This is a genomic window from Ensifer sp. Root1252 (assembly GCF_001425885.1).
Classification (GTDB): domain Bacteria; phylum Pseudomonadota; class Alphaproteobacteria; order Rhizobiales; family Rhizobiaceae; genus Ensifer; species Ensifer canadensis.
This window is the reverse complement of record NZ_LMDT01000010.1, coordinates 55233-76314: the sequence shown is the minus strand read 5'-3', so window position 1 is coordinate 76314 and position 21082 is coordinate 55233. Positions and strand designations below refer to the sequence as shown.

General features: G+C 60.1%; 12 protein-coding genes and 1 pseudogene. 6 read left to right on the top strand and 7 right to left on the bottom strand.

From position 1 onward, the window contains the following. Nucleotides 1–38: 38 nt before the first annotated feature. From glf to ASD02_RS11870, 3 genes and pseudogenes are all read left to right on the top strand, one after another. On the top strand, nt 39–2273 hold the full coding sequence (glf, locus tag ASD02_RS11880; protein WP_113567105.1) for a UDP-galactopyranose mutase: 2235 nt from the start codon (nt 39–41) through the stop codon (nt 2271–2273). A 59-nt stretch (nt 2274–2332) separates the two neighbouring features. Next, a pseudogene (locus ASD02_RS11875) lies at nt 2333–5455 on the top strand (glycosyltransferase). Further along, a complete protein-coding gene (locus ASD02_RS11870; protein WP_057220883.1) occupies nt 5452–7785 on the top strand; it encodes a glycosyltransferase family 4 protein in 2334 nt (777 codons plus the stop codon). Before ASD02_RS11875 ends, ASD02_RS11870 begins: the two are co-directional and overlap by 4 nt. Before the next feature lie 563 nt (nt 7786–8348). Here ASD02_RS11870 and ASD02_RS11865 read toward each other — a convergent pair. Both ASD02_RS11865 and ASD02_RS11860 read right to left on the bottom strand, forming a co-directional pair. Then, nucleotides 8349–9575, bottom strand: coding sequence for an acyl-CoA dehydrogenase family protein (locus ASD02_RS11865; protein WP_057209702.1), 1227 nt, complete (start codon nt 9573–9575; stop codon nt 8349–8351). A 66-nt stretch (nt 9576–9641) separates the two neighbouring features. Next, complete coding sequence (locus ASD02_RS11860; RefSeq protein WP_057209721.1) at nt 9642–11267, bottom strand: ABC transporter substrate-binding protein; 1626 nt, start codon at nt 11265–11267, stop codon at nt 9642–9644. A gap of 437 nt (nt 11268–11704) precedes the next feature. Between ASD02_RS11860 and ASD02_RS11855 the strand changes: the two genes are divergently transcribed. Together ASD02_RS11855 and ASD02_RS11850 are read left to right on the top strand one after the other, a co-directional pair. Then, a complete protein-coding gene (locus tag ASD02_RS11855) occupies nt 11705–12805 on the top strand; it encodes an LLM class flavin-dependent oxidoreductase (protein ID WP_057220896.1) in 1101 nt (366 codons plus the stop codon). After that, nucleotides 12802–13011, top strand: a complete 210-nt coding sequence (locus tag ASD02_RS11850; RefSeq protein WP_057209705.1) for a hypothetical protein — start codon at nt 12802–12804, stop codon at nt 13009–13011. Before ASD02_RS11855 ends, ASD02_RS11850 begins: the two co-directional genes overlap by 4 nt. Nucleotides 13012–13253: 242 nt before the next feature. Here the strand turns inward: ASD02_RS11850 and ASD02_RS11845 are convergent, their stop codons facing one another. From ASD02_RS11845 to ASD02_RS11825, 5 genes are read right to left on the bottom strand one after another with little or no spacing between them, the layout of a single operon-like run. Continuing rightward, on the bottom strand, nt 13254–14069 hold the full coding sequence (locus ASD02_RS11845; RefSeq protein WP_057209708.1) for an ATP-binding cassette domain-containing protein: 816 nt from the start codon (nt 14067–14069) through the stop codon (nt 13254–13256). A 53-nt stretch (nt 14070–14122) separates the two neighbouring features. Then, the gene (gene fhuF / locus ASD02_RS11840) at nt 14123–14842 is read right to left on the bottom strand and encodes a siderophore-iron reductase FhuF (RefSeq protein WP_082523719.1); all 720 of its coding nucleotides are present in this window, start codon (nt 14840–14842) and stop codon (nt 14123–14125) included. Next, on the bottom strand, nt 14839–16803 hold the full coding sequence (gene fhuB, locus ASD02_RS11835; RefSeq protein ID WP_057209712.1) for a Fe(3+)-hydroxamate ABC transporter permease FhuB: 1965 nt from the start codon (nt 16801–16803) through the stop codon (nt 14839–14841). The genes fhuF and fhuB overlap by 4 nt, the downstream gene beginning before the upstream one ends. After that, the gene (locus tag ASD02_RS11830) at nt 16800–17696 is read right to left on the bottom strand and encodes an iron-siderophore ABC transporter substrate-binding protein (protein WP_057209713.1); all 897 of its coding nucleotides are present in this window, start codon (nt 17694–17696) and stop codon (nt 16800–16802) included. Before ASD02_RS11830 ends, fhuB begins: the two co-directional genes overlap by 4 nt. 4 nt (nt 17697–17700) lie before the next feature. Beyond that, nucleotides 17701–19749, bottom strand: a complete 2049-nt coding sequence (locus ASD02_RS11825; protein ID WP_244494206.1) for a TonB-dependent siderophore receptor — start codon at nt 19747–19749, stop codon at nt 17701–17703. Between the two features lie 240 nt (nt 19750–19989). Between ASD02_RS11825 and ASD02_RS11820 the strand changes: the two genes are divergently transcribed. Further along, nucleotides 19990–20919, top strand: coding sequence for a LysR substrate-binding domain-containing protein (locus ASD02_RS11820; protein ID WP_057209715.1), 930 nt, complete (start codon nt 19990–19992; stop codon nt 20917–20919). Nucleotides 20920–21082 lie beyond the last annotated feature (163 nt).

Genomic DNA, 21082 nt, shown 5'->3' with positions numbered 1-21082 from the left:
TTCGGTGGGATTTCGTGCTGCAACGGCCGCAACATCTGATGCAGCGGTTCTCGCGGGAGCGCAACGTATACTTCTTCGAGGAGTTTATCCCGACCAATCATCATTTGCCCTATCTTGAATTTCACTCCTTCGCCGGCTCGAAGGTAAGAGCCGTGCGCCCGAGAGTGCCAGATCGTTGGAGCGAAGCGGAGCGCCAGGCTGGATTGACCGAGCTGCTTGACGACCTACTCGAACTCATCGGGCGAAAGCCGCCGATCCTGTGGTTTTACACGCCGATGATGTTCCCATTGGCTCGGCATGTCGCCGCCGCCGCTGTCGTCTACGACTGCATGGATGAACTCGCGAATTTCAGATTTGCGTCGCCGCTCGTGGGCGAGTTGGAGCAAGAGCTGATGCGCCGGGCCGACGTCGTATTCACGGGCGGTTATAGCCTGTATGAAGCCAAGCGGCTTCTCCATGATAACATACATCCCTTCCCTTCTGCCGTCGACGTCGGTCATTTCCAGTCGGCGCGCGCAATATCCGACATCCCCGACGATCAAGCGCCGTTTGCACGCCCGATACTCGGTTTCTGCGGGGTTATCGATGAACGTCTCGATCTGGACCTCGTCGCGGCCTTGGCCGATCAGCGTCCGTGGTGGTCAATTGTATTCATCGGGCCGATCGCCAAAATCGCACCGGAGGAACTGCCGCGGGCACCCAACATCCATTACTTGGGGCAGAAGGATTATGCGAGGCTCCCTGCGTATTTTGCCGGCTGGGATGTCGCGTTGATGCCGTTTGCCCGCAACGACGCCACCCGTTTCATCAGTCCGACGAAGACACCTGAATACCTTGCCGCAGGACTTCCCGTCGTTAGCACGCCGATCACAGATGTCGTGAGGCAATACGGAGACATCAATGGCTTATTCGTCGCAGCCGATGCCGCGGCCTTCGTGCAGGCGTGCGAGGCAGCGCTTCAATTGGGACCCAAGCATGGGGACTGGCTGAAGGTCGTCGACGAACGACTGGCAACACTTTCCTGGGATGACACTCACCGTCGTATGGATCGGCTAATTCATGAGGTCTTGGATCCTGCTGTGCGGGCGCCGGGGCCCCTTTTGCGTCACGTGGGAAAGACGTCACGAAAGAGCTCGAGGCACCACCGAATTGATTACCTGATCGTCGGGGCGGGATTTGCGGGGGCGGTCTTGGCCGAGCGTCTTGCCAACGAGGGCAAGCAGAGAGTTCTTGTATGTGACCGGCGCCCCCACATCGGAGGCAATGCCTACGATTTCTACAATGAAAACGGTATCCTGGTTCACAAATATGGACCGCACATTTTCCATACCAATAGCGAAGCGATCTTTAACTATTTGTCGCGCTTCACGGCCTGGAGGCACTACGAGCACCGGGTGCTAGCCCAGGTAGACGGCAAGCTGTTGCCGATACCCATCAACCGGACGACCCTAAACCAATTGTACAGCCTTGATCTTGAGGACGACGCTGCCGCCGCGCGATACCTCGCCGGGAAGGCCGAGCCAACTGAAGAGATCCGCACCTCGAAGGACGTGGTTATCGCCCAGGTTGGAACGGATCTTTATCGGACATTTTTCGAAGGCTACACCCGCAAGCAATGGGGACTGGACCCTTCGCAGCTCGACAAGGCAGTGACGGCGCGAATTCCGACCCGCACGAACACTGACGACCGGTATTTCCAGGACATTTTTCAAGCGATGCCGAAGAACGGCTACACGGACATGTTCGAGAACATGCTGGCTGGCGAAAACATCGAGATCCTGCTGGAGACAGATTTTCGCGATATTCGTCCCCGGTTTGCGGACGCCCACGTGATATTCACCGGACCAATCGATGAATTCTTCGATTACGAGTTTGGCCGTCTTCCCTATAGGAGCTTGCGCTTCGAGCACGTGACGTACGATCAGCGGCGCCTGCTACCTGTCGGCGTGGTCAACTTTCCTTCCGAAGCCGTACCTTACACACGGCTGACTGAATTCAAACATATCACCGGACAAATCCATCCGAAGACGTCTGCCTGCTTTGAATATGCCTGTTCGCAAGGCGATCCGTACTACCCAATCCCCAGATCAGAAAATCAGAAACTCTTCAGCCAATATGCTGAGCTTGCGCGTTCGCGCACGGACGTGACGTTCGTCGGAAGGCTGGCCACCTATCGCTACTATAATATGGATCAGGTCGTCGGACAGGCCTTGACGGCATTTAAGAGATTGCAAAACAAAGAAAAGGTGAACGCCGGGTTGGGTGTCCGGTGAGCCCGCTCCCACAGAGGCGGAGACTGGTACTCGCAACGGAAAGTTGCGATCCCTCCGGTATGGGAGCCCACATGCTGGTGCTCGGCGAACGGCTGCGCGACCGATACGACATTACGGTGGCCGCGCCACTCGGCGATGGCGCATTCGTGGAGAAGGCAATCGCCTTGGGACTCGCGGTAAAAGCCCTCGGCGACATCCATAGTTTCGGCCATTGGCTGCGATCAAGCGGCACGGAGCTGCTGCATATTCACGCCGGGATCGGATGGGAAGGACATGCACTGGCCCATGCGGGCAAGGCAGCCGGCATTCCCGTCATACGAACGGAGCACCTGCCATTTCTCCTTACCGATGAGAGGCAGAAATCGGAGTTTCGGGAGGGCCTCAGTGCTGTGGCGAGACTGATCGTCGTCTCTGATGCCTCACGGGCCACCTTCTTGGAGGCCGACATTGACCCCGACAAGATCTGCGTCATTCGCAATGGCATCTTGTCTCTGGACGATGGCAAGGACGCGCGCGCGCAGTGGGGCTCGCCCTCGGCAAGAACACTCGTCTCGATTGCCCGTTTTTCACCGCAAAAGGATCACGCGACGCTCGTGCGAGCAATGCCGGCTGTGCTGGCAAGATATCCAGATGCGGTTTTACTGCTGGTTGGCAGCGGCCCCGAAATGGCTGCCGTCAGAGATCTGGTGGCCGAGCTCGCCATCAAAGAGGCGGTGCGATTTGCCGGACAGCGGGATGATATCGCGTCCCTGCTGGCCTCGGCGGATCTCTTCGTTCTGGCCTCTCGGTTCGAGGGGCTTCCGCTGGTCGTTCTTGAGGCGATGTCGGCGGGGGTTCCTGTCGTCGCCACGGCAATCGGGGGAACCATCGAGGCTCTCGGGCACGATCATCCCTACCTCGTGGAGCCGGGGCGGCCCCATGCTTTGGCTGAGGCAATTTGCTCGGTCATGAGTGACCCGATCGCGGCAGCCCGCACAGGACGGGCAGAACGAGCGAGGTTCGAACGACTTTTCACAGCAGCCAGGATGGTCGCGCAAACGGAAGAAATCTATCGAGCCACTTCCAAAACAGAAATGGGCATGCAGAGAGGGTACAGACCCATGGAACGTACGCGTATCGGATTTGTCGGGGTGGGCGGAATCGCAAGACGCCACCTTGAAGTTCTGGCGGGATTCGACGACGTGCACCTCGTCGCATTCTGCGACCCGGAGTTCGATCGGGCAAGGCAAGCCGCTTTTCAGTTTGGCGCCAAAGCCTTCCCGGGGTGTCCAGAGATGCTGGCGAACCAGGAGATCGATGCCGCCTATATCTGCATCCCGCCGTTCGCCCATGGTAAGGTCGAGCGTGAACTGATTGCCCGCAGGATTCCGTTCTTTGTCGAGAAACCGATCACACTGGACCTTGAGCTTGCCACGGAACTGGCTGCCGCTATCGCCGACGCTGGTTTGATCACAGCGGTCGGTTACCATTGGCGGTATCTGGATATCGTTCAGGAAGCGCGCTGGCGTTTGAGCGAAAACCCAGCCCAACTCCTTTCCGGCTATTGGCTGGATCAGACGCCCCCTCCGCAATGGTGGTGGAAGAAGGAGACCTCAGGCGGCCAGATGGTGGAACAAGCCACCCACATCATCGATCTCGCCCGCTACCTGGTTGGCGATGTCACGCGCGTGTTCGCACAGGCGGCACACAGGAGGCGTGACGATTTTCCCGAACTCGACGTCGCGACTTCAAGCACAGCCAGCCTCGCATTCGCATCCGGTGCCATCGGCAACATCGCTTCCACATGCGCTTTACGGTGGGGACATCACATAGGACTGAACCTGTTTGCCGACGGATTGGCGATTCAATTGACGGATCGCGACATCATGGTGGATGTCGGAGAAGGCCGCCCTGTGCGCCGCGCGGAAAGAGATCCTGTGTGGTTGGAGGATCGTGCGTTCGTCGATGCGATACGCGGCGGCGACAATGAGATCCGCTGTGCATATGAAGAGGCGCTCTCGACCCACCGCATTGCCCTGGCGATCGCCAGGTCAGCGGAGAGTGGCCTGCCAATCGATCTCAACACGTTCTAGGAGGTTCCAACGATGACGAGCCGTACTATTCGGTCGCTTGGTGTCTCGGGCCCTGGCGAATTGTACTTCCTGGACTATGAGGAGGGGCCCCCCGGCGACGAGGAGGTGCAACTTGAGACGCTGTTCACCGGCTTTTCTGCCGGTACCGAGCTGACGTTTCTCAAAAACACCAACCCGTACTTCTTCTCCCGCTTCGACAATGATCGGTGTTCATTCATTTCCAACGAGCCTGGACTTCAGTATCCGGTTCCATTTCTTGGCTACATGGAAGTGGCACGCGTCGCCGACAGCAAGTCTGTGGGCTATGCAAAAGGCGATGTCGTGGCGACGACCTACGCGCATAAGACCGGCCACACAGCCAACCCGTATCACGATCTTCTCGTTCCTCTTCCCCCCGCGATTGAACCCATTCTTGGGATATTCGTCGCACAAATGGGTCCCATCGCCGCCAATGGCATCTTGCATGCCGATGCGGCTTCTTTCGGGACCTTTGTTCCTTCGCTCGGAAGCGGCCTGGCCGGGCGACGGATTCTCGTTGTCGGAGCCGGGACCGTCGGCCTGTTGACTGCGCTCTTTGCCAAGTCGCTTGGTGCAACGGAGATCGTCATCGCCGACCCGTCGAAGTTTCGTCGCGGCAAAGCGGAGGCCTTAGGCATTCTTGGGATGAGTGAGGATCACGCTTGGCAGTATGCAAAAGCACGATGGCACAACGGCGGTGGTGACCGGGGCGCCGATTTGGTCTTCCAGACACGGGCGCATTCGGAAAGCCTCAACGTCGCCTTGAAAGCTCTAAGGCCGCAGGCAAGCGTGATTGATCTCGCATTTTACCAGTCGGGCGCAGACGCGCTGCGGTTGGGCGAGGAATTCCACCATAACGGACTGAACATCCTTTGCGCGCAAATCAATCGTGTTCCTCGCGGGCTTTCTCCTCACTGGGATCGGCGTCGTCTCGCCGAAGAGACGATCAAGCTATTGCGCAATGAAGGCGCCCTGATCAAGGAACATCTGATTACTCACGTGGTGCCATTCAACGATGCTCCAGCATTTCTTTCAAGCGTTTTGGCGCGGCAGTTCGAGTTCCTGCAGATTGTATTCGAGGTGCAGAAATGAAGGAGCCCGAGCGCCCGAAAACCGTGCTTTTCGTCTTTGGATGGCTTGTCGTTGGCGGGGAAGAGACGGAGGTCCGCCTGCTTGCCGCCAACCTCGACCATTCCCTCTACAAGATCGAAGTTGTTGCATGTCTGCGAAAGGACGACATGCCCGAGCAAACGCACGAGCAGCTTCGTGCCATGGGCGTCGAAGTGGACACGACGCCCTACGGGCTTTCGTTGGAGGATACCGTCGTCTACCTCGCCGACAAGATCCCGTCCTACGATATCGTCGTCTCCTGTCAAAACGTTGCCGACCTCTACCCAGCTCTTGAACGCCTTCACTTGCGTCCGCCCTTGATCGAGCATGGCGGACTGGTTTCAGAAGCATTGGGTGGTCCGAAGCATTTCACCAGCCGGTATGTAGGGGTATGTCGTACCATCCGCGAGGCAGCAGCCTCCAGAATGCCTGGACGAGAACATCACGCCATTGAAATCCCATCCATGGTCGACTTGAAGGAGTTCAATCCGGTGAGGCGATCCGCAATGCGTCGTCAGCTTGGATTTTCGGATGACGAGATCCTCGTCGGGTGGGTGGGACGCCTCGATCCGAAGAAAAACGTCGAGACGTTCATACGTGCAGCCTCGATCGTTCGTGACCATTGCCCTCATGTTCGCTTCCTGATCGTTGGCGGCCCGGATGCATTCTTTCCGCAATATGCGCAGCTATTGCGCGCCCTAACCCACGGACTTGCGCTGGATTCCGCTTTGACATTCCTCGGCGATCGAGCCGATGTGTCGGACATCTTGGTCTCGATCGACATGTTGGTCTGGCTTTCTAGTGGCGAAGGCATGCCTCATGTCCTCGCAGAAGCAGGCGCCGCATGCCTCCCGGTGGTCGCAACAGCGGATAATGGCTCGATCCAGCAAATCGAACATGGCGTCACGGGGTACTTCGTGCCGCACGATGATCCGCAGGCGGTCGCCGAAAAGATCATGCTTCTCGCGAACTCGCCCACCCTGCGCACCCGGCTCGGCCGACGGCTTCGCGCCCATGTCGAAGAGTTTTATAGCGTGGAGGCGGTCATTCCCCAGTGGGAAAAATTGCTCGCCGACGTACTCGCCGAGAGAATTGCACGCGGTCCAACCGGTTTGTTTTCGTCTTTTTTCCAAGCCGGTTTCGAATGCTCGACGCATCGAATCCGAGCCAGGAGCAAGGGGCAGCCCGACAGAAGGCTCGACGTAATTGCATCAACGAAACACGACCTTTACGTGGAGAACGACTATCGCCAACTGCATGCGCTCGGAATGCGCACTGTCCGTGATGGATTGCGGTGGCATCTCATCGAGCCATCGCCGGGACGATACGAGTGGGACAGTGCGTTGCCGATGATTCGGGCCAACCGGCGCACTGGCACCCAGGTCGTATGGGATCTACTCCACTACGGTTGGCCGGATCATATCGACATCTGGTCGCCCGCTTTCGTCGAACGTTTTGCCCTCTTTGCCGGCGCCGTCGCCAAAGTAATGCGAGAGGAAATCGAAGCTCCCCCATTTTATGCGCCGGTTAACGAAATCTCATTCTTGTCCTGGGCTGGCGGCGAGGTTGGCTACCTCAACCCGTGGGCAACGCGCAGGGGTTTTGAGTTGAAGGCGCAACTCGCACGGTCATCACTTGCTTCTATGAAAGCCATTTTGGGCGTTGACCCTCGCGCGCGATTCGTCCATTGCGACCCCGTCATCAATATTGTCGCAGCACCTGATCGACCGCAGGACCGCGGCGCTGCCGAGGGGCATCGGCTCTCTCAATTCCAGGGGTGGGACATGATCGCCGGCCGCCTGTGGCCGCAGCTCGGCGGCGCAGAACGATACCTCGATATCATCGGCGTCAACTACTATCACAACAATCAATGGGTCCACGGCGGCTCTCACATTGACGTCGACCACCCGCTCCACAAGCCGCTCGGGAAAATCCTTGTCGAAACTTATGCCCGTTACGGAAGACCGATGCTGATTGCTGAAACCGGCATTGAGGGTGAGCGTCGTCCGGATTGGCTCGAATATGTGGCGGAAGAGACACGAGCCGCAATGAAGGCGGGAGTACCTGTGGAGGGCGTGTGTCTTTACCCAATCCTGGACCATCTGGGATGGGACGACGATCGGCCATGCGAGAACGGATTGCTGTCGATGGAACCGACGGATTTGGGACGCACGCTTTACTCTCCCCTGGCACGCCAGATTGGGCATGAAATAAAGGTGACCGAGGCCTTTATCGAACACATACCTGGGGATTCAATGAAACGGGCCTGCCTGGAAGACATTAGCCAAACGAAGGGACCATTGGCAATTTGACGCCACCCTGGACCTCTTCCAGTAGTCCCGAACTGCCGGAAGAGGCGTGTCGGTTCAGTTGAGAATTCAATATAAAGAAGTACTCCAAAGCTCTCGGGCAGTCTTCGGTCCAAAAAGGTCCGCGCTATGCTGCCTGCGGTCTTCGATTCGGATCGCCGCTACGGTCTGCTCGAACTCCGCCACAGCAGCCAAAAGCAAAGTCTTGTTTGCCCAAATAGGCCGCCTTGGCGACAATGCGCCACTCTGGTTGAACGCTTTGGAACGATCGTCAAACGCCGCGCTCCATTCGGCCGCAGAATTTAGACCTACTTTTCCTCCGGAGATGGCCACGACATTGACGCGCTGTCCGGTATCCGCATCCAAACGGCAATCTTTCGATCATCCGCACCTGCTACTGAAGCTGCGTATCGATGACGGCAATTCCCTCGCTCGGATTTTTTGCATACCCCCACATTATGGGCTCTTCTGCCTAGCCTTCGGGGCCTAACCGGCGTCGACTGCCGCGCGCGATGCACTGCCCCTCCAGCTGATGTCCGGTGTGGCGGTCAATTGGAGTAATCCCCTCAGAAGACCTTCCCTTCCTTCAGATGGATGGTCGTACCATTGAGGAGATAGTCGCCGACGACGCGCGCCTTGTGCAGCAGCGGATTGTGATTGAGCACCGTGCGAATATTGCGCCAATGCCGGTCGAAGTTGTTGTTACGGGACGTCGCTGACCCGCCACCCAGATCGAACAAGCGCTCGGCGCTTCGCAGACCAAGCTGGCCAAGGACAAGCTGAGCGCGGGCGGTTGAAAGCGCACTTGCGATGAGGGCATCTTCGATCTCCGCTTCGTTGCCCCGGTTTAAAACCGCAACCGTCCGATCCAGGGCGCTGGCGGCCGCAGCCACCGCAGTGTCGATGGCAAACGAATTGGCGGCGATTTCGCCGATGACCTGCTGGACGAAGGGGTCCTGGGTCGCGGTTTCCGCCATGCTGTGGGCGGCGGAACGCGCCTGGCGGCTGACGTAGCTAAGCCCGTCGGAAAGAACATTGCGGACGGCACCGGCAGCGCTTGCCGCGAGATGCAACTGGCGCAATGTCGAGCAATGGCGGCCGACAAGATTGTCGAGCGAGCGCCGGGTAAACTCGTGCGGGAACACCTCGACATTTTCGAGGATCACGCCACCGCTGGCGGTCAGCCGCTGACCCATTCCGTCCCAATCGTCGAGAATGGTGATGCCGTGTCTATCGACGGGCAAGAGAACGCCGACCGCCTGCCCGTGCTCGTCCAGCGCACTGAACGAGGCAAAATCGGAGAATGCCGTTCCCGTTGCATACCACTTGCGGCCATTGAGCCTATAGGTATCGCCCTGCCTGACGATCGTCGTCGTCACCTGGCCGGGCCGAGCGGTACCCTGTTCGGTGTGGGCGCCGCCGAAGAGCTTTCCCGAGAGGATCAGCTCGATCGCACCCGCATCCCTCTCCCGCGGTTCACTCAGAATGACGTTTTCGACATAGTTGAAGTGCGACCGGAGCGCATGCGCAACATTGGAATCGGCAGCGCCGATCGCCGCGATCATCTCGATATAGTCGGCAACCGAACCGCCTGGACCCCCGAGCGCCACCGGAATCCGCAGGGTTCCAAGTTCCAGCTGGCGAAAGCGCTCGAAGGCTTTGAAAGGAAGTTCACGCGACAGGTCGCGCTCGGCCGCGCCCGTGGCGACTTCCGCCGCGAACCCAGGAACGCGCGCAAGAAGTTCCGCACGTGTCGGGCGTGAAGCAGTCTGCACATTGGTTAGTGTCGTCACTCGTCAACTCCGAGACTGAAGAAACCGGTGCAGCCGGATCTCCCGCAGACTGCACCGTGCCATCGATCACTCGTCGAGATAGATGTCGGAACCGTTGGCCCAGAGATGCTCGACACCCAGCTTGAGGTTTTTCACCCGCTTGTCGTAGACGGTGATCACCGCCGGGGTGACGATGTCGAGCGTGGGCAGATCTTCCACGACCAGTTTCTGGAACGCGTTGAAGAGCTCCAACCGTTTCCGGGTATCGATTTCGACGGCGGCGGTCTCGAGGAGCCGGTCGACTTCCGGGTTGGAATATTTAGACCCGTTGGTGAACGGCACGCCCGGTTTGAAGTTCTTCGACCAGTATAAGCGCTGCACGCCGACGGTCGGATCGTAAAGATTGCTCATGCCTTCGATGGCGATATCGAAATCGCGATCGGTGAAGACCCGCTTCACGAAGGTCGCAAAGTCCTGGGTGCGCAGTTCAACCTTGATGCCGACCTTGGCAAGTGCCTGGGCAATATACTCCGCCGTCTGCTTGGGTGGGCCGGAGGGCTGAGTGGGATCGATGAACAGCTTGAAGCGGAAACCGTCGGCGCCTCGCGCGTAGCCGGCCTCGTCCAAGAGCTTCTCCGCCTTGGCAGGATCGAACTCGTACTTCGGAAGGTCCGGCGTGTAGAATTTCGCAAGGTCGGCGCTGACGGGACCGTCCAGTCGCGTCGCATAGCCGAGATAGACGGTGTTGACGATGAAGTCCTTGTCGACTGCATGGGCGATCGCGTGACGCACCTTGATATCGGCCAGATACTTGTTCTCGAGGTTGAACTCGGCTCGGGCGATGCTCGGCGAATAGGGCGCCGGATCGGTATCGACGACGAGATTGGGGTTCGCCTTCAGGCGCTCGATATCGGTCAGCGGCAAGTTGGCGGTGGAGACTTGCACTTCACCGGTCTCGATCGCGGCAACCGCTGCCGCCGGATCGATGATGAAGCGAAAGATGATCTGGTCGAGATAGGGCTTCGGAGATCCCCAATAGTCCTCGTTGCGCGAAAAAAGCGCGTGGCTGCCGCGCACCCATTCGACGAACTTGTAGGGTCCGGTGCCAACCGGCGCGACATTGTGCGGGTTCTCCGCGATCTTCGTGCCTTCGTAGAGGTGCTTCGGCACGATCGGCGCCTCGAAGCTCGCAAAGGCGGTGAGCAGATAGGGAGCAGGCTTGGAAAGGATCAGTTCCACTTCATGGGCATTGAGGACGTTTGCCTTCTGAATATGTGCGAACGTCGCTCGCCCGCGTGGATGGTGCTCTTTGAGCGCCAAAATAGAGAATGCGACATCCTCGGCGGTGAAATCCTTGCCGTCATGCCAGCGAACACCCTGGCGCAGCTTGAACCAGTAGCGCAGGCCGTCCTCGCTGACCGTCCACTCGGTCGCCAGCAATGGCTGTGGGTTGAAATCACGGTCATAAGTCAGCAGGCTTTCGGTCGCCTTGCCGCTGATATAGTAGGCAGCGCCCGCACTGTGGGCGATCAGAACAAGGACCGGCGGTTCGGTGCCTATATTGATCGAAACGCTACCGCCGCGTGTCGGCTCTTCCGCGGCAAACGAGATCTCCGGAATAGCCCCGACGGCGACGACGGCCGCCAACGCAACGGACGAGAGCAGAAAGGCGCGGCGTGTCGGTTTCGGTGGGCTGATAGGTGTTGATGTCATCAGGATATCCCCAAGCAGACGCAGAGCGCTGGTTTGTTTTCGTGCACCCATCATTGGGTGATCCGTTTCACGATATATAATCTATCAAATTTATGGTGATAATAGATTTCTAAAGTCACGCTGGCTTTTGGAAAATGCTGCACGGCCGGGGACACCGCGACGGAATATCTCACGTCGGAGCCATGCTCTCTCGAATTTACGAGGTTTGGACATCCTCTGATGAATGGCGGCGACGATCATCGGCGGGCATGTCCATCTGCGTCCTGGTACCAGACGCATCGGCCACCGTCCCAGGGCAGGAGGTTGAACGAAAAATCCCGACATTGGCAAGCCGTTGAAAACTCATCCCAAGATCGGCACCCAAAACGCAATCGACATTATCGATCTATTAAATAGACTAAGGAGCAACGCTGACTGTGAGTTTCAAGGAGTTTTCGATGTCATCAGAATTCATCGGCCACACGTCCAACAGGGAGGGATCCGATATCGTTCCGGCGACCGGCCCGATCATCGACAAGGCGTATATTGGCAGTCACGTGCAGGCAGCGGAAGCCGCCGGCATAGACCGGCTGTTGATCGGCCAGTTCGCACAGTGGCCAGACAACAACCAGATCGCCGCCTTCGTCTTCGGCCAGACACAGCGGCTCGGGGCGCTACTTGCCCATCGGCCTGGCCTGATGGCTCCGACGCTCGGCGCCCGGCAGCTCGCAACGCTCGACCAGTTCTCCGAGGGTCGCCTATGGGTGCACATCATCACCGGCGGTTCCGACAGCGACCAGGCTCGCGATGGCGATTTCGAGGATCATGACACCCGATATGCCCGCACCGACGAATATCTGTCGGTGCTGAAGAAGACCTGGGAGAGCGACGAGCCCTTCGACTACGAAGGACGCTTCTACAAGTTCAAGGGCGCCTTCAGCCAGGTCAAGCCCTATCAGAAGCCGCGGATCCCGATCTCCTCTGGCGGCTCGTCGGATGCCGCGATCGCGGTCGCCGGCAAACACGCCGATATCTATGCGCTCTGGGGCGAACCGCTGGACGGAGCGAAAGAGACAATCGCCAAGGTGCGTGCAGCCGCTATTGCCAATGGCCGGTCGGCCAGTGACGTCCGCTTCACCCTCGCCTTCCGCACCGTCGTGGCCGAGACGGAACATGCCGCATGGGCAAAGGCCGGCGATATCCTTGAGAAGGTGAAGTCACAGAAAGCGCGTTCGGCCGGCGGCAACGGCGAGAAGCTACCCTCGAACGTCGGCTCCGTGCGCCTGCGCGAGGCTGCCAAACGCGGCAAGGTGTTGGACAAGCGGCTGTGGACCGAGGTCGCCGAGGCAAGCGGGGCGGGTGGCAACTCGACCGCTCTGGTCGGGACGCCGGAACAGGTGGCAGACGCCATCCTCGACTATTACGATGCCGGCGTTTCCAACTTCCTCGTGCGCGGCTTCTACCCGACCGAGGACACCGTGACCTACGGACGGGACGTAGTGCCGCTCGTCAAAGCCGGCATTGCCGAGCGCGAAGCCAGAAAGGTAGCCGCCGAATGACCGTACCGCTCGATATCGTCGACATCCATGTCCATATCTGGCCGCCGGCTTGGGAACCAGGCGGAAGATGCGCCAAGCCCACCGGCGGCTTCTCACCGGAGATCTATCGCAAGATCACCACTCCGCATGCGCTGGTTGACGAATTTGGCCGTCGGCATATCGCTGGCGGTCGTCATCGCGACGATCGAGAGCCTGTTCAGCCTTGAACGCACCGTGCCGCTTTCCGCGTTACGGGAAGCCAACGACTGGCTGACGACCCTGTCGCGCGATCATCCGATGCTGGCCGGCTTTGGCGTCGTCCACGCCTTTGCAGGCGAGGAAGGCGCGCGTGAGGCCGAGCCGCCTAGTGACAAACGCCTTCCTCCTGCCCAACACCATGGCCATCGGTGGACGCGAAGCCCGACCCTGCAGGGCCGGGAGTGTTCACGCCACGAGCGAACGTTGGGGGTTACCGTGCCAGCGCGACGCGCCGCCCACTGCCGGGCTGTTCCAGTACATCCATCTGCACGTCGTATATCCGCGCCAATTCTTCCGAAGTCATCACATCGGAAGGCGTCCCCTCGGCAATGAGACGGCCCGAATGGAGTGCCACGATGCGATCGCAGAAACGGGCTGCCATATTGATCTCGTGCAGTACCGAAATGATGGTGATGCCCTTGTCCCGACAGAGATCGCGAGTCAACGCGAGCACCTCGAGCTGATGACCGATGTCGAGGGCGGAGATCGGCTCGTCGAGCAGCAGGCAGATGGCATCCTGCGCGACGAGCATGGCAAGCCACACGCGCTGGCGCTCGCCCCCCGACAGACTGTCGACCTCGCGGTTAACAAACGGGCCGATGCCGGTGACCTCGATTGCTTCTTCCGCCTTTGCCCTATCGGCCGAACCGAAGCGGCCGAGCGCGCCGTGCCAAGGATAGCGACCGAGTGCGACCAGCTCGCGGGCAAGCATACCAGGTGCTGGCGGCGTACTCTGCGGCAAATAGCCGAGCCGCCGGGCGAAGGCCCGTGTGCCCCAGCCTGCAAGCGGCTTGCCCTCGAAATCGATACGGCCCGAGGTCGGCACAAGCTGCCGCCCGATGAGCTTGAGCAGCGTCGACTTCCCGGAACCATTGTGGCCTATCAGCGCGATGGAGTGTCCTGCGGGGATCTGCAACGTCAGCGGATGCAGCAAGTTGCGATCACCAATCGCAAAGCTTACATCATGAAGCGTCACGACGGCCTGGTCGCGGGCGATGGGTGGAGTTTCAGTGAGGTGGTTCGGCATCTTTTCGTTCCAGTGCGGATCCCTGGACCTGCTGTTCGTCTCATTGATAGATATTATCGACGGCAAAAGGTCGGGGCATTGATTGGGCAGGCTGTGCCGCATTTCTTCAAGCCATCGAGCTTGTAGCGTATGCAGCAAACCTTTCGTTGGAGGCAGATACCGCGCGCGGCATCTGGAACCATGTGCGTCAGACGGAACAGCGGATGGACGGCGGACATATGCATCTCCATCTCACGCAAGCGCACCGCGACATCAGCCGGCATCGTCTCCTGCTGCCAGAGATCCCGGACATGGCCGCAAGCGCGGCATAACGTGTAGGACGCGTTGCTCCAATGCACCCGTTCGGACGTGGCTGTCACCCTCGCCATCCGCACGATCAAGGGCTTTACATTGTCTTCGACAATCCGCCCCAGGTGCTCGCTCACCGGAGCCGGCGCAGCGCGTTTCAGCACGAACCGGACAGGCGTCTCCAAATCAGACAGGCCGACGTAAATATCCGACAACTTCAACGAAAACCAGATGTCGTGAACGAGACCATAGGCAATAACCGGTCGGAGCAGCCGGCCGAAATAACCTTGCGTCCACAGCGACGCCGCGGCCCGGCGATCACCCGGTCCCCACCGCTGCAACAGGCCATCCAGTGCGTTCGCAATCGGCCCTGGCTTGAGAATGCTGTCCAGACTGACGAGATTACCATTTTCCGTTGGCACTGCGTGGCTCAGGGCTGCATCCGCGAACGGCGTGGGAAGCGTCGGAAGCTGGTTCACCATCATTTCTGCCGCCCCAGGAGCCAAATGAGGTAGGGCGCGCCGACGAGTGCAGCGAAGAGGCCGAGCGGCAGCTCGTAGGGAAAGGTCGCTGTGCGGGCGCCGAAATCGGCAAGGGCCATCAGGATCGAGCCGAGCAGGAACGAGCCTGCCAGGTGCTGCGGCGCTGTGACGAGACCGGCGCGCAGAGCAATGTGCGGTGCGACGAGCCCGACAAAGCTCAGAGGGCCGACGAGCAGGGACGCGGCGCCCGTCGCAGCACCCGAGAGAAGCAGGAGAACCACGCGGCTCAACCGCACCGAAAGACCAAGCGACAGGGCGATCGAAGGACCGAAGGGCAGGATCGTGAGCCAGCGGCTCAATATCAGCGCGGCAACAAGGACGAGCAGTGAGAGAGCGCAAAGGAATATTGCGGTCGCCGGCGTTGCCGTGGATGCAGAACCACCAAGCCAGGAGAGAATTTGCCACGACCGCTGATCGCCGATCGCAAGCAGCGCCGACAAAACGGCAGAGCTGAAGGAACCAACGGCCACGCCCGCAAGTAGCAGCTTTTCCGGCGGCAGATGCCGGCGGCTGGCGAACACCAGAACCGCCAGCATGGCTATGAGCGCGCCGAGCCCGGAGCCAGTGAAGACCGCGACCGTGCCGCCATCAGGCGCGAAGGTCAGCGCTGCGGCAAAGCCAAGACCGGCACCGCCGCTTACGCCGACGACTTCGGGGCTGGCCATCGCATTGCCGGTCATGCGTTGGAGTACCGCGCCGGTCACCGCGAGGAGGCCGCCCGCCGCGGCAGACGCCAAGAGCCGAGGCCATCTAAGCGGTGCCAGGTCGAGCGTTTCCGACCAGTTCAGGATCTTCCAGCCATGTCCGGACGGCCCGATGAAGAATGCGATCGCGACAAGGACCGGCACGAGAAACAGAAAGGCGGCGAATGCTGTTTTCAGGTGACTGCGATGGACGTTTTCACGCGCCTCGTGCGGCACTTCCATGCTTCGCACCCTGGGCAGAAGCCAGAGCAGCAAGGGACCGCCAACGAGTGCGGTGACCGCACCCGTCGGAAAGTTCTCGCTCGACGCGCGAGCAACGGTTTGCACGATGCCGTCGCAGAGCCACAGGAAAAGCGCCCCCGCAACCGGCGACAGCGCTACGATCATCGCCGGCCGGCGAGCACCGCAGGCGCGCACGAATGCCGGGGCGGCAAGGCCGACGAAGCTTACCAGGCCGGCGGCCGCTGCTACGGAGCCGGCAAGCGCCGTGGCGATCGCGGCAATGGCAAAACGGATGCCGCCGAGATTGACTCCAAGGCTACGTGCGCTCGTGTCACCAAGGCCCAGGACCATCAGCGGGCGGATCAACAGGCCGGCAAGCAGGCCAAGAAGCACCAACTCCGAGCCAAGGTTTTGGAACACTGACCAGTCCTGCTGAGTGAGGGATCCGCCGTTCCAGGTCACAAGCGACATGAGGTACTCGCCCCGCGCGAGCGTAATCGCCGCGGAAAATGCTGCGGCTGTCACCCCCACAAGCAGGCCGGAGACCACCATCGTCACCGGCTCGAAAGCCCGACGCCAACCGAGCGCGAAGACGATCGCCGCTGCCCCCGCGGCCCCGGCGAGCGCGACCAAGGTTCGGTGGCCATCGACGATTTCGGGGACATAGAGCGTCGCCGCGACGATCGCGAGCTGAGCGCCCGCGGAGATGCCCAGAGTCGATGGATCGGCGAGCGGGTTGCGCAATAATTGCTGGAGTAGCGCGCCGGAAAGACCGAGTGCTGCGCCCGCGACCAAAGCGACGGCCGCTCTCGGGAACAGGCTGTAGGCCAGGATGATCTTGTCGAGGCCGAGCTCTGCGGGAGGGGCAGACAGGTCTCCCCATTGCGCAAACGGGACCTGGTTCGATGCGGCCAGCGCGAAGAGGATGAGGCCAGCGAGCACGCTAGCCGACAGGAAGGACCATGTCCGCATCGTCATCCGCGCTGATCCTCCGTAAGAATCGCTTCGGCGAAGAGGCGCGCAAACCGCAGGCCTGCGGTCACGCCACCATAGGGGTTGACGTTGGCGAGCTGGATGACCCGTCCTTGACGGACCGGCTCCAGCGAATTCCAGATGATGCTGTTTCGAAGGCCGCTGCGCGCCTCGACGGGCACCTCGGAAACGATGACGATGCGCGCATCGGGATCGGCCGCCAGGTTTTCGATCGGGACAGGTGCCGCAAAGGTGAACCGTGAACGATCGGTCCAGGCATTCGGCAGGCGGAGCCGGACGAGCATGTCGCCGAACATGCTGTCGAAACCAAAGACGCGGACATGTCGCGCGTCGCCGATATTGACGACGTAGGTAGACCTATTCGCCAAGGGAGCCAGCGTCTGCCGGTAACTTTCGATTTCGCCGGCAATCTCCTTCAGCAGCGCTCCCGCTTTGTCAGACCGCCCGAGACGCTCGCCGAGCGCCTCGACCGCTGCCAGCGCCTTTTCAAAGGGCGGCTCGCCCCGCACGTAAAATGGCAGGGAGAAGAGCGGCGCGATCCGGCTAAGCGCAGCCTCGTGGCGCACGTAGAACGGCGAGATGAGAATGAGATCGGGCCTCAGGAGGTGAAGCAGTTCGAAATTGGGCGAGCCGCGCAATCCGAGATCGACGACATCGGCTGGCAACTCCGGCTCTACCGCATTGCTTCGAAACTGTATGAGTTCCGTCGCCGCAACCGGGATGAGGCCGAGTACGCACAGCGTCTCCAACATCGCCCAGTCGATCGCAGCAATGCGCAAGGGCATGTCGGCCCTGACATCAGGCGCGGCGAGCAAAAGCGCTGCGCCGAGAAGCAGCTCCCGGCGACCGATAAAAGGACCCAATGCCCGCTCTCTCATTTCGCTACCAGCTATAGGTCAGCTTCCCCATGAACGTGCGGCCGTCGCCGTAGTAGCAGCCGAAGGAGCTGCAGCTTGCGACATAGTCCTTATCAAAGACATTTTGAACGTTGAGCGACGCCTTGTAACCATTCTTCTTAAAGGAGAGCGCGAAATCGGCCAGTACGACCGAATCCAGGTTAAAGGTGTTGGCGCTGTTACCATAGCGCTGGCCGACATAGCGCACGCCCGCCCCGATCCCGAGCCCTTCGAGCGCCGTGCCCTCCTGGAAAGTGTAGTTCGCCCAAAGGCTCGCCATGTGTTCCGGGACGTTTTCGACGCGGTTGCCGTCATCGGCGCCGGAGGCGATCCTAGCATCCGTGTAGGTGTAGGACGCCCGCAAATCGAGCCCTTGCGTTATGCTCGCTACGGCTTCGAGTTCCAGGCCGCGGACGTTAACCTCGCCGATCTGCGACGAAATGCCGGCGATGGTGCGAAGCACGTTCTTCTGCTTGAGGTCGTAGGCGGCTGCTGTGAAAAAGCCGTTCCAGTCGGTTGGTTCGTATTTCACACCGAGTTCGACCTGCTCTCCCGAGGTCGGCTCGAATGGTCTCCCGTCCGGCCCTGCGCCGATCACCGGCTCGAAGGACGACGAATAGCTGACATAGGGCGCAATGCCGTTGTCGAAGATATAGCTGAGGCCGGCCCTGCCGGCCAGTTCGTGATCGTCCTGGTCGAGCGGACGTGAAACGCGTGTCAGTCCATTCAGCGACGTTCCCGCGCTGCTGGTCCAATCCTGTCTGAAGCCCAACGTCGCGCGCCAGCCTCCAAGCGCCAGTTCGTCCTGCACGTAGACACCAAGCTGGGAAAGCTCGCTGTCGACAGTCGTGTCGAGCGTCGGCGCGATCAGCCGGATCGGTTCGCCATAGCTTGGCGAACGCACGTCGAGCGGTGTCGCCTGGTAGAAGCGGGTCCGCACATTATTGCCGAAGTGGCGATAATCGAGCCCGAAAAGCAGCGTATGGTCGACATCGCCGGTCGAGAACTCGCCTTGCAGATTGTTGTCGATATTGACGGTATTGAGAGCCTCGTCCTGAAAGGTCGCGTTTCGGCGGAGTGTCCGACCGTCAGCCGCGAGACCAAGCGTCGACATACCGAGCGATTGGTAGTCCCAATTGAAGTCGCTATAGCGGAAGCTCTGCCGGAAAATCCAGCTCTCGCTCAAGCGATGCTCGAATTCATATCCGAGGTTTGCAAGCGTGCGGCTGGAACGGTCGAAGGACTCGTTACCGACATAAAAGTCACGTGGCAGGCGAAAATCGGTGGCGTTCAGCGTGTATTGCGGCGGCAGTCCGGAGGGCGTGCTGGGATTGTCGTGCTGGACACTCGCAAGGATCGTCAGCTTGGTATCCTCGTCCGGTTGCCAGGTGAGCGCCGGGGCAATGAAATAGCGATCGTTGTCCAGTTCGTCGACCTGGGCAGCGGCGTTCTTGCCAAGCCCGGTCAGCCGGTATGCAAAATCCGACTGCTCGCCCAGAGTGCCGCCGAAATCGAAGAAGCCACCAATGGTCTCGTAGCTTCCGCCCTGCACGCCGACTTCGCCGAAATTCTCGAAGACCGGCTTTTTGCTGATCATGTTGATGATGCCACCCGGATTGCCCTGGCCATACATGACCGAAGCGGGCCCGCGAAGAACGTCGATGTTTTCGAGCCCGTAGATTTCGAAGGCAGGCGCGCCGGCCGTTCGCATCATCCGCAGCCCGTTCAGGAACTGGACCTGACGCCCGTCGAAACCGCGGATGATCGGCGCGTCGAAGCGCGGATCGGTACCGAAGGGCTGTCCAAGCACGCCGGGCGTATAGTTCAGCGCCTGCCCCACCGTCTGAGCGCCCTGAGCCTCGATCTCGTCGTGGGTGATGACGGACACCGACTGCTGCGTCTCAAGAAGCGGCGTGCCGGTCTTCGAAGCGGTACGGCTCGACTTTGCCACATAGCCCTCGACAGGACCGCCGGCATCCCTGTCGCCCTTCACGACGATCGCCTCGAGCTTGGTCTCACTTTGCTGCTGCGCCATGGCGGTCTGTCCGGCGAATCCTGTCAAAGCGACGGACGTAAGCAGCAACCAGTGAATGCGTGACATGTGACGACGAAAGCCTCTGCGCGCGGCATTTACGCGCTCAATCTGGAGTGATTTTGTCATCTTTCTATAGTCAAATTTTCCGGCATTCCAATAAGTCGGCACAGGATTTTTCAGAACTATGAATTATGATATGGGGGCACAGCATCGTTTTCAGTTATTGCAATGCGAGACCTCATGTCGGCTCCAAAATCGCCACGCGCGGCGACCTTCGAACTTCGCCACCTGCGCTATTTCATCGCGCTCGTGGAGGAAAAGAATTTCGAGCGGGCTGCCGCCCGGCTCGGTATCGCCCAACCCGGCCTCAGCCGGCAGATTCTGAATCTGGAAAGCCTAGTCGGCATCCCGCTACTCAATCGAGCCAAGCGGTCCGTGCAGCTGACGCTGTCGGGACAATTGCTGTTCGACGAAGCCCGAAAGATCGTCGCCCAGGCCGACCTCGCACTGTCCGAACTGCAGCGGGTCGGGCGCGGCCAGACAGGAAGGATATCGGTCGGTTATGTGGCCTCGGCCGCCTATTCCGGCGTGCTGACGGAATCACTGACCTCTTTCCGCCATGAATTCCCCGAGATCGAACTCCAGCTTGTCGAGATCGAGATGCGCCAGCAGCTCGCGATGATTTCGGAAGGCGACCTCGACTTCGGCTACATCCGCCCGCCCGCGCCGATCCCGGCCGGCCTCACCACGACAACCGTGCTTCGCGAGGTACTGGTCGTGGCGCTGCCGGAGGCCCATCCCCTCGCCGCACAGCATGCGATCGAGCTCACGGCCCTCTCGGAACAGACCTTCATAACGCCGCGCCAGCCCGCCGATGTCGGTTTCCACTCCAATACGCTCGATGCCTGCAAGGACGCCGGCCTTGCCCCAAAGATCAGTGCGACAGGCCGGGATTTTACCACTATCATAAGCATGGTCGCCGTCGGGCTCGGCATCGCGCTCGTGCCGCAGTCGCTGCAATGCCTGCAGCTTCCCGGCGTTCGTTATGTTTCACTGGCGCGAAATCGCGTCACGTCCGACCTCGCGGTCGCCTACCGCAAGGTCGAAGCCTCGGCGGCCGTGCGCGCCTTTGTCGCGCACCATCGAGCACGCTTCGGCCGTCCCGCCTAGCGCATGCTCTTACAATCTCCTTGTAAAGCTCTGTGCTCGAGGGGACTACGCTCAGTCTTAAAATGACAGCAAGGGATCCAGGTAATTGAGCCGACCTCGAAGACTGGAACCTAGGAGAAGGTTATTACGCCGCTACAACCCGCAACCACCTTGCCCTCCGACC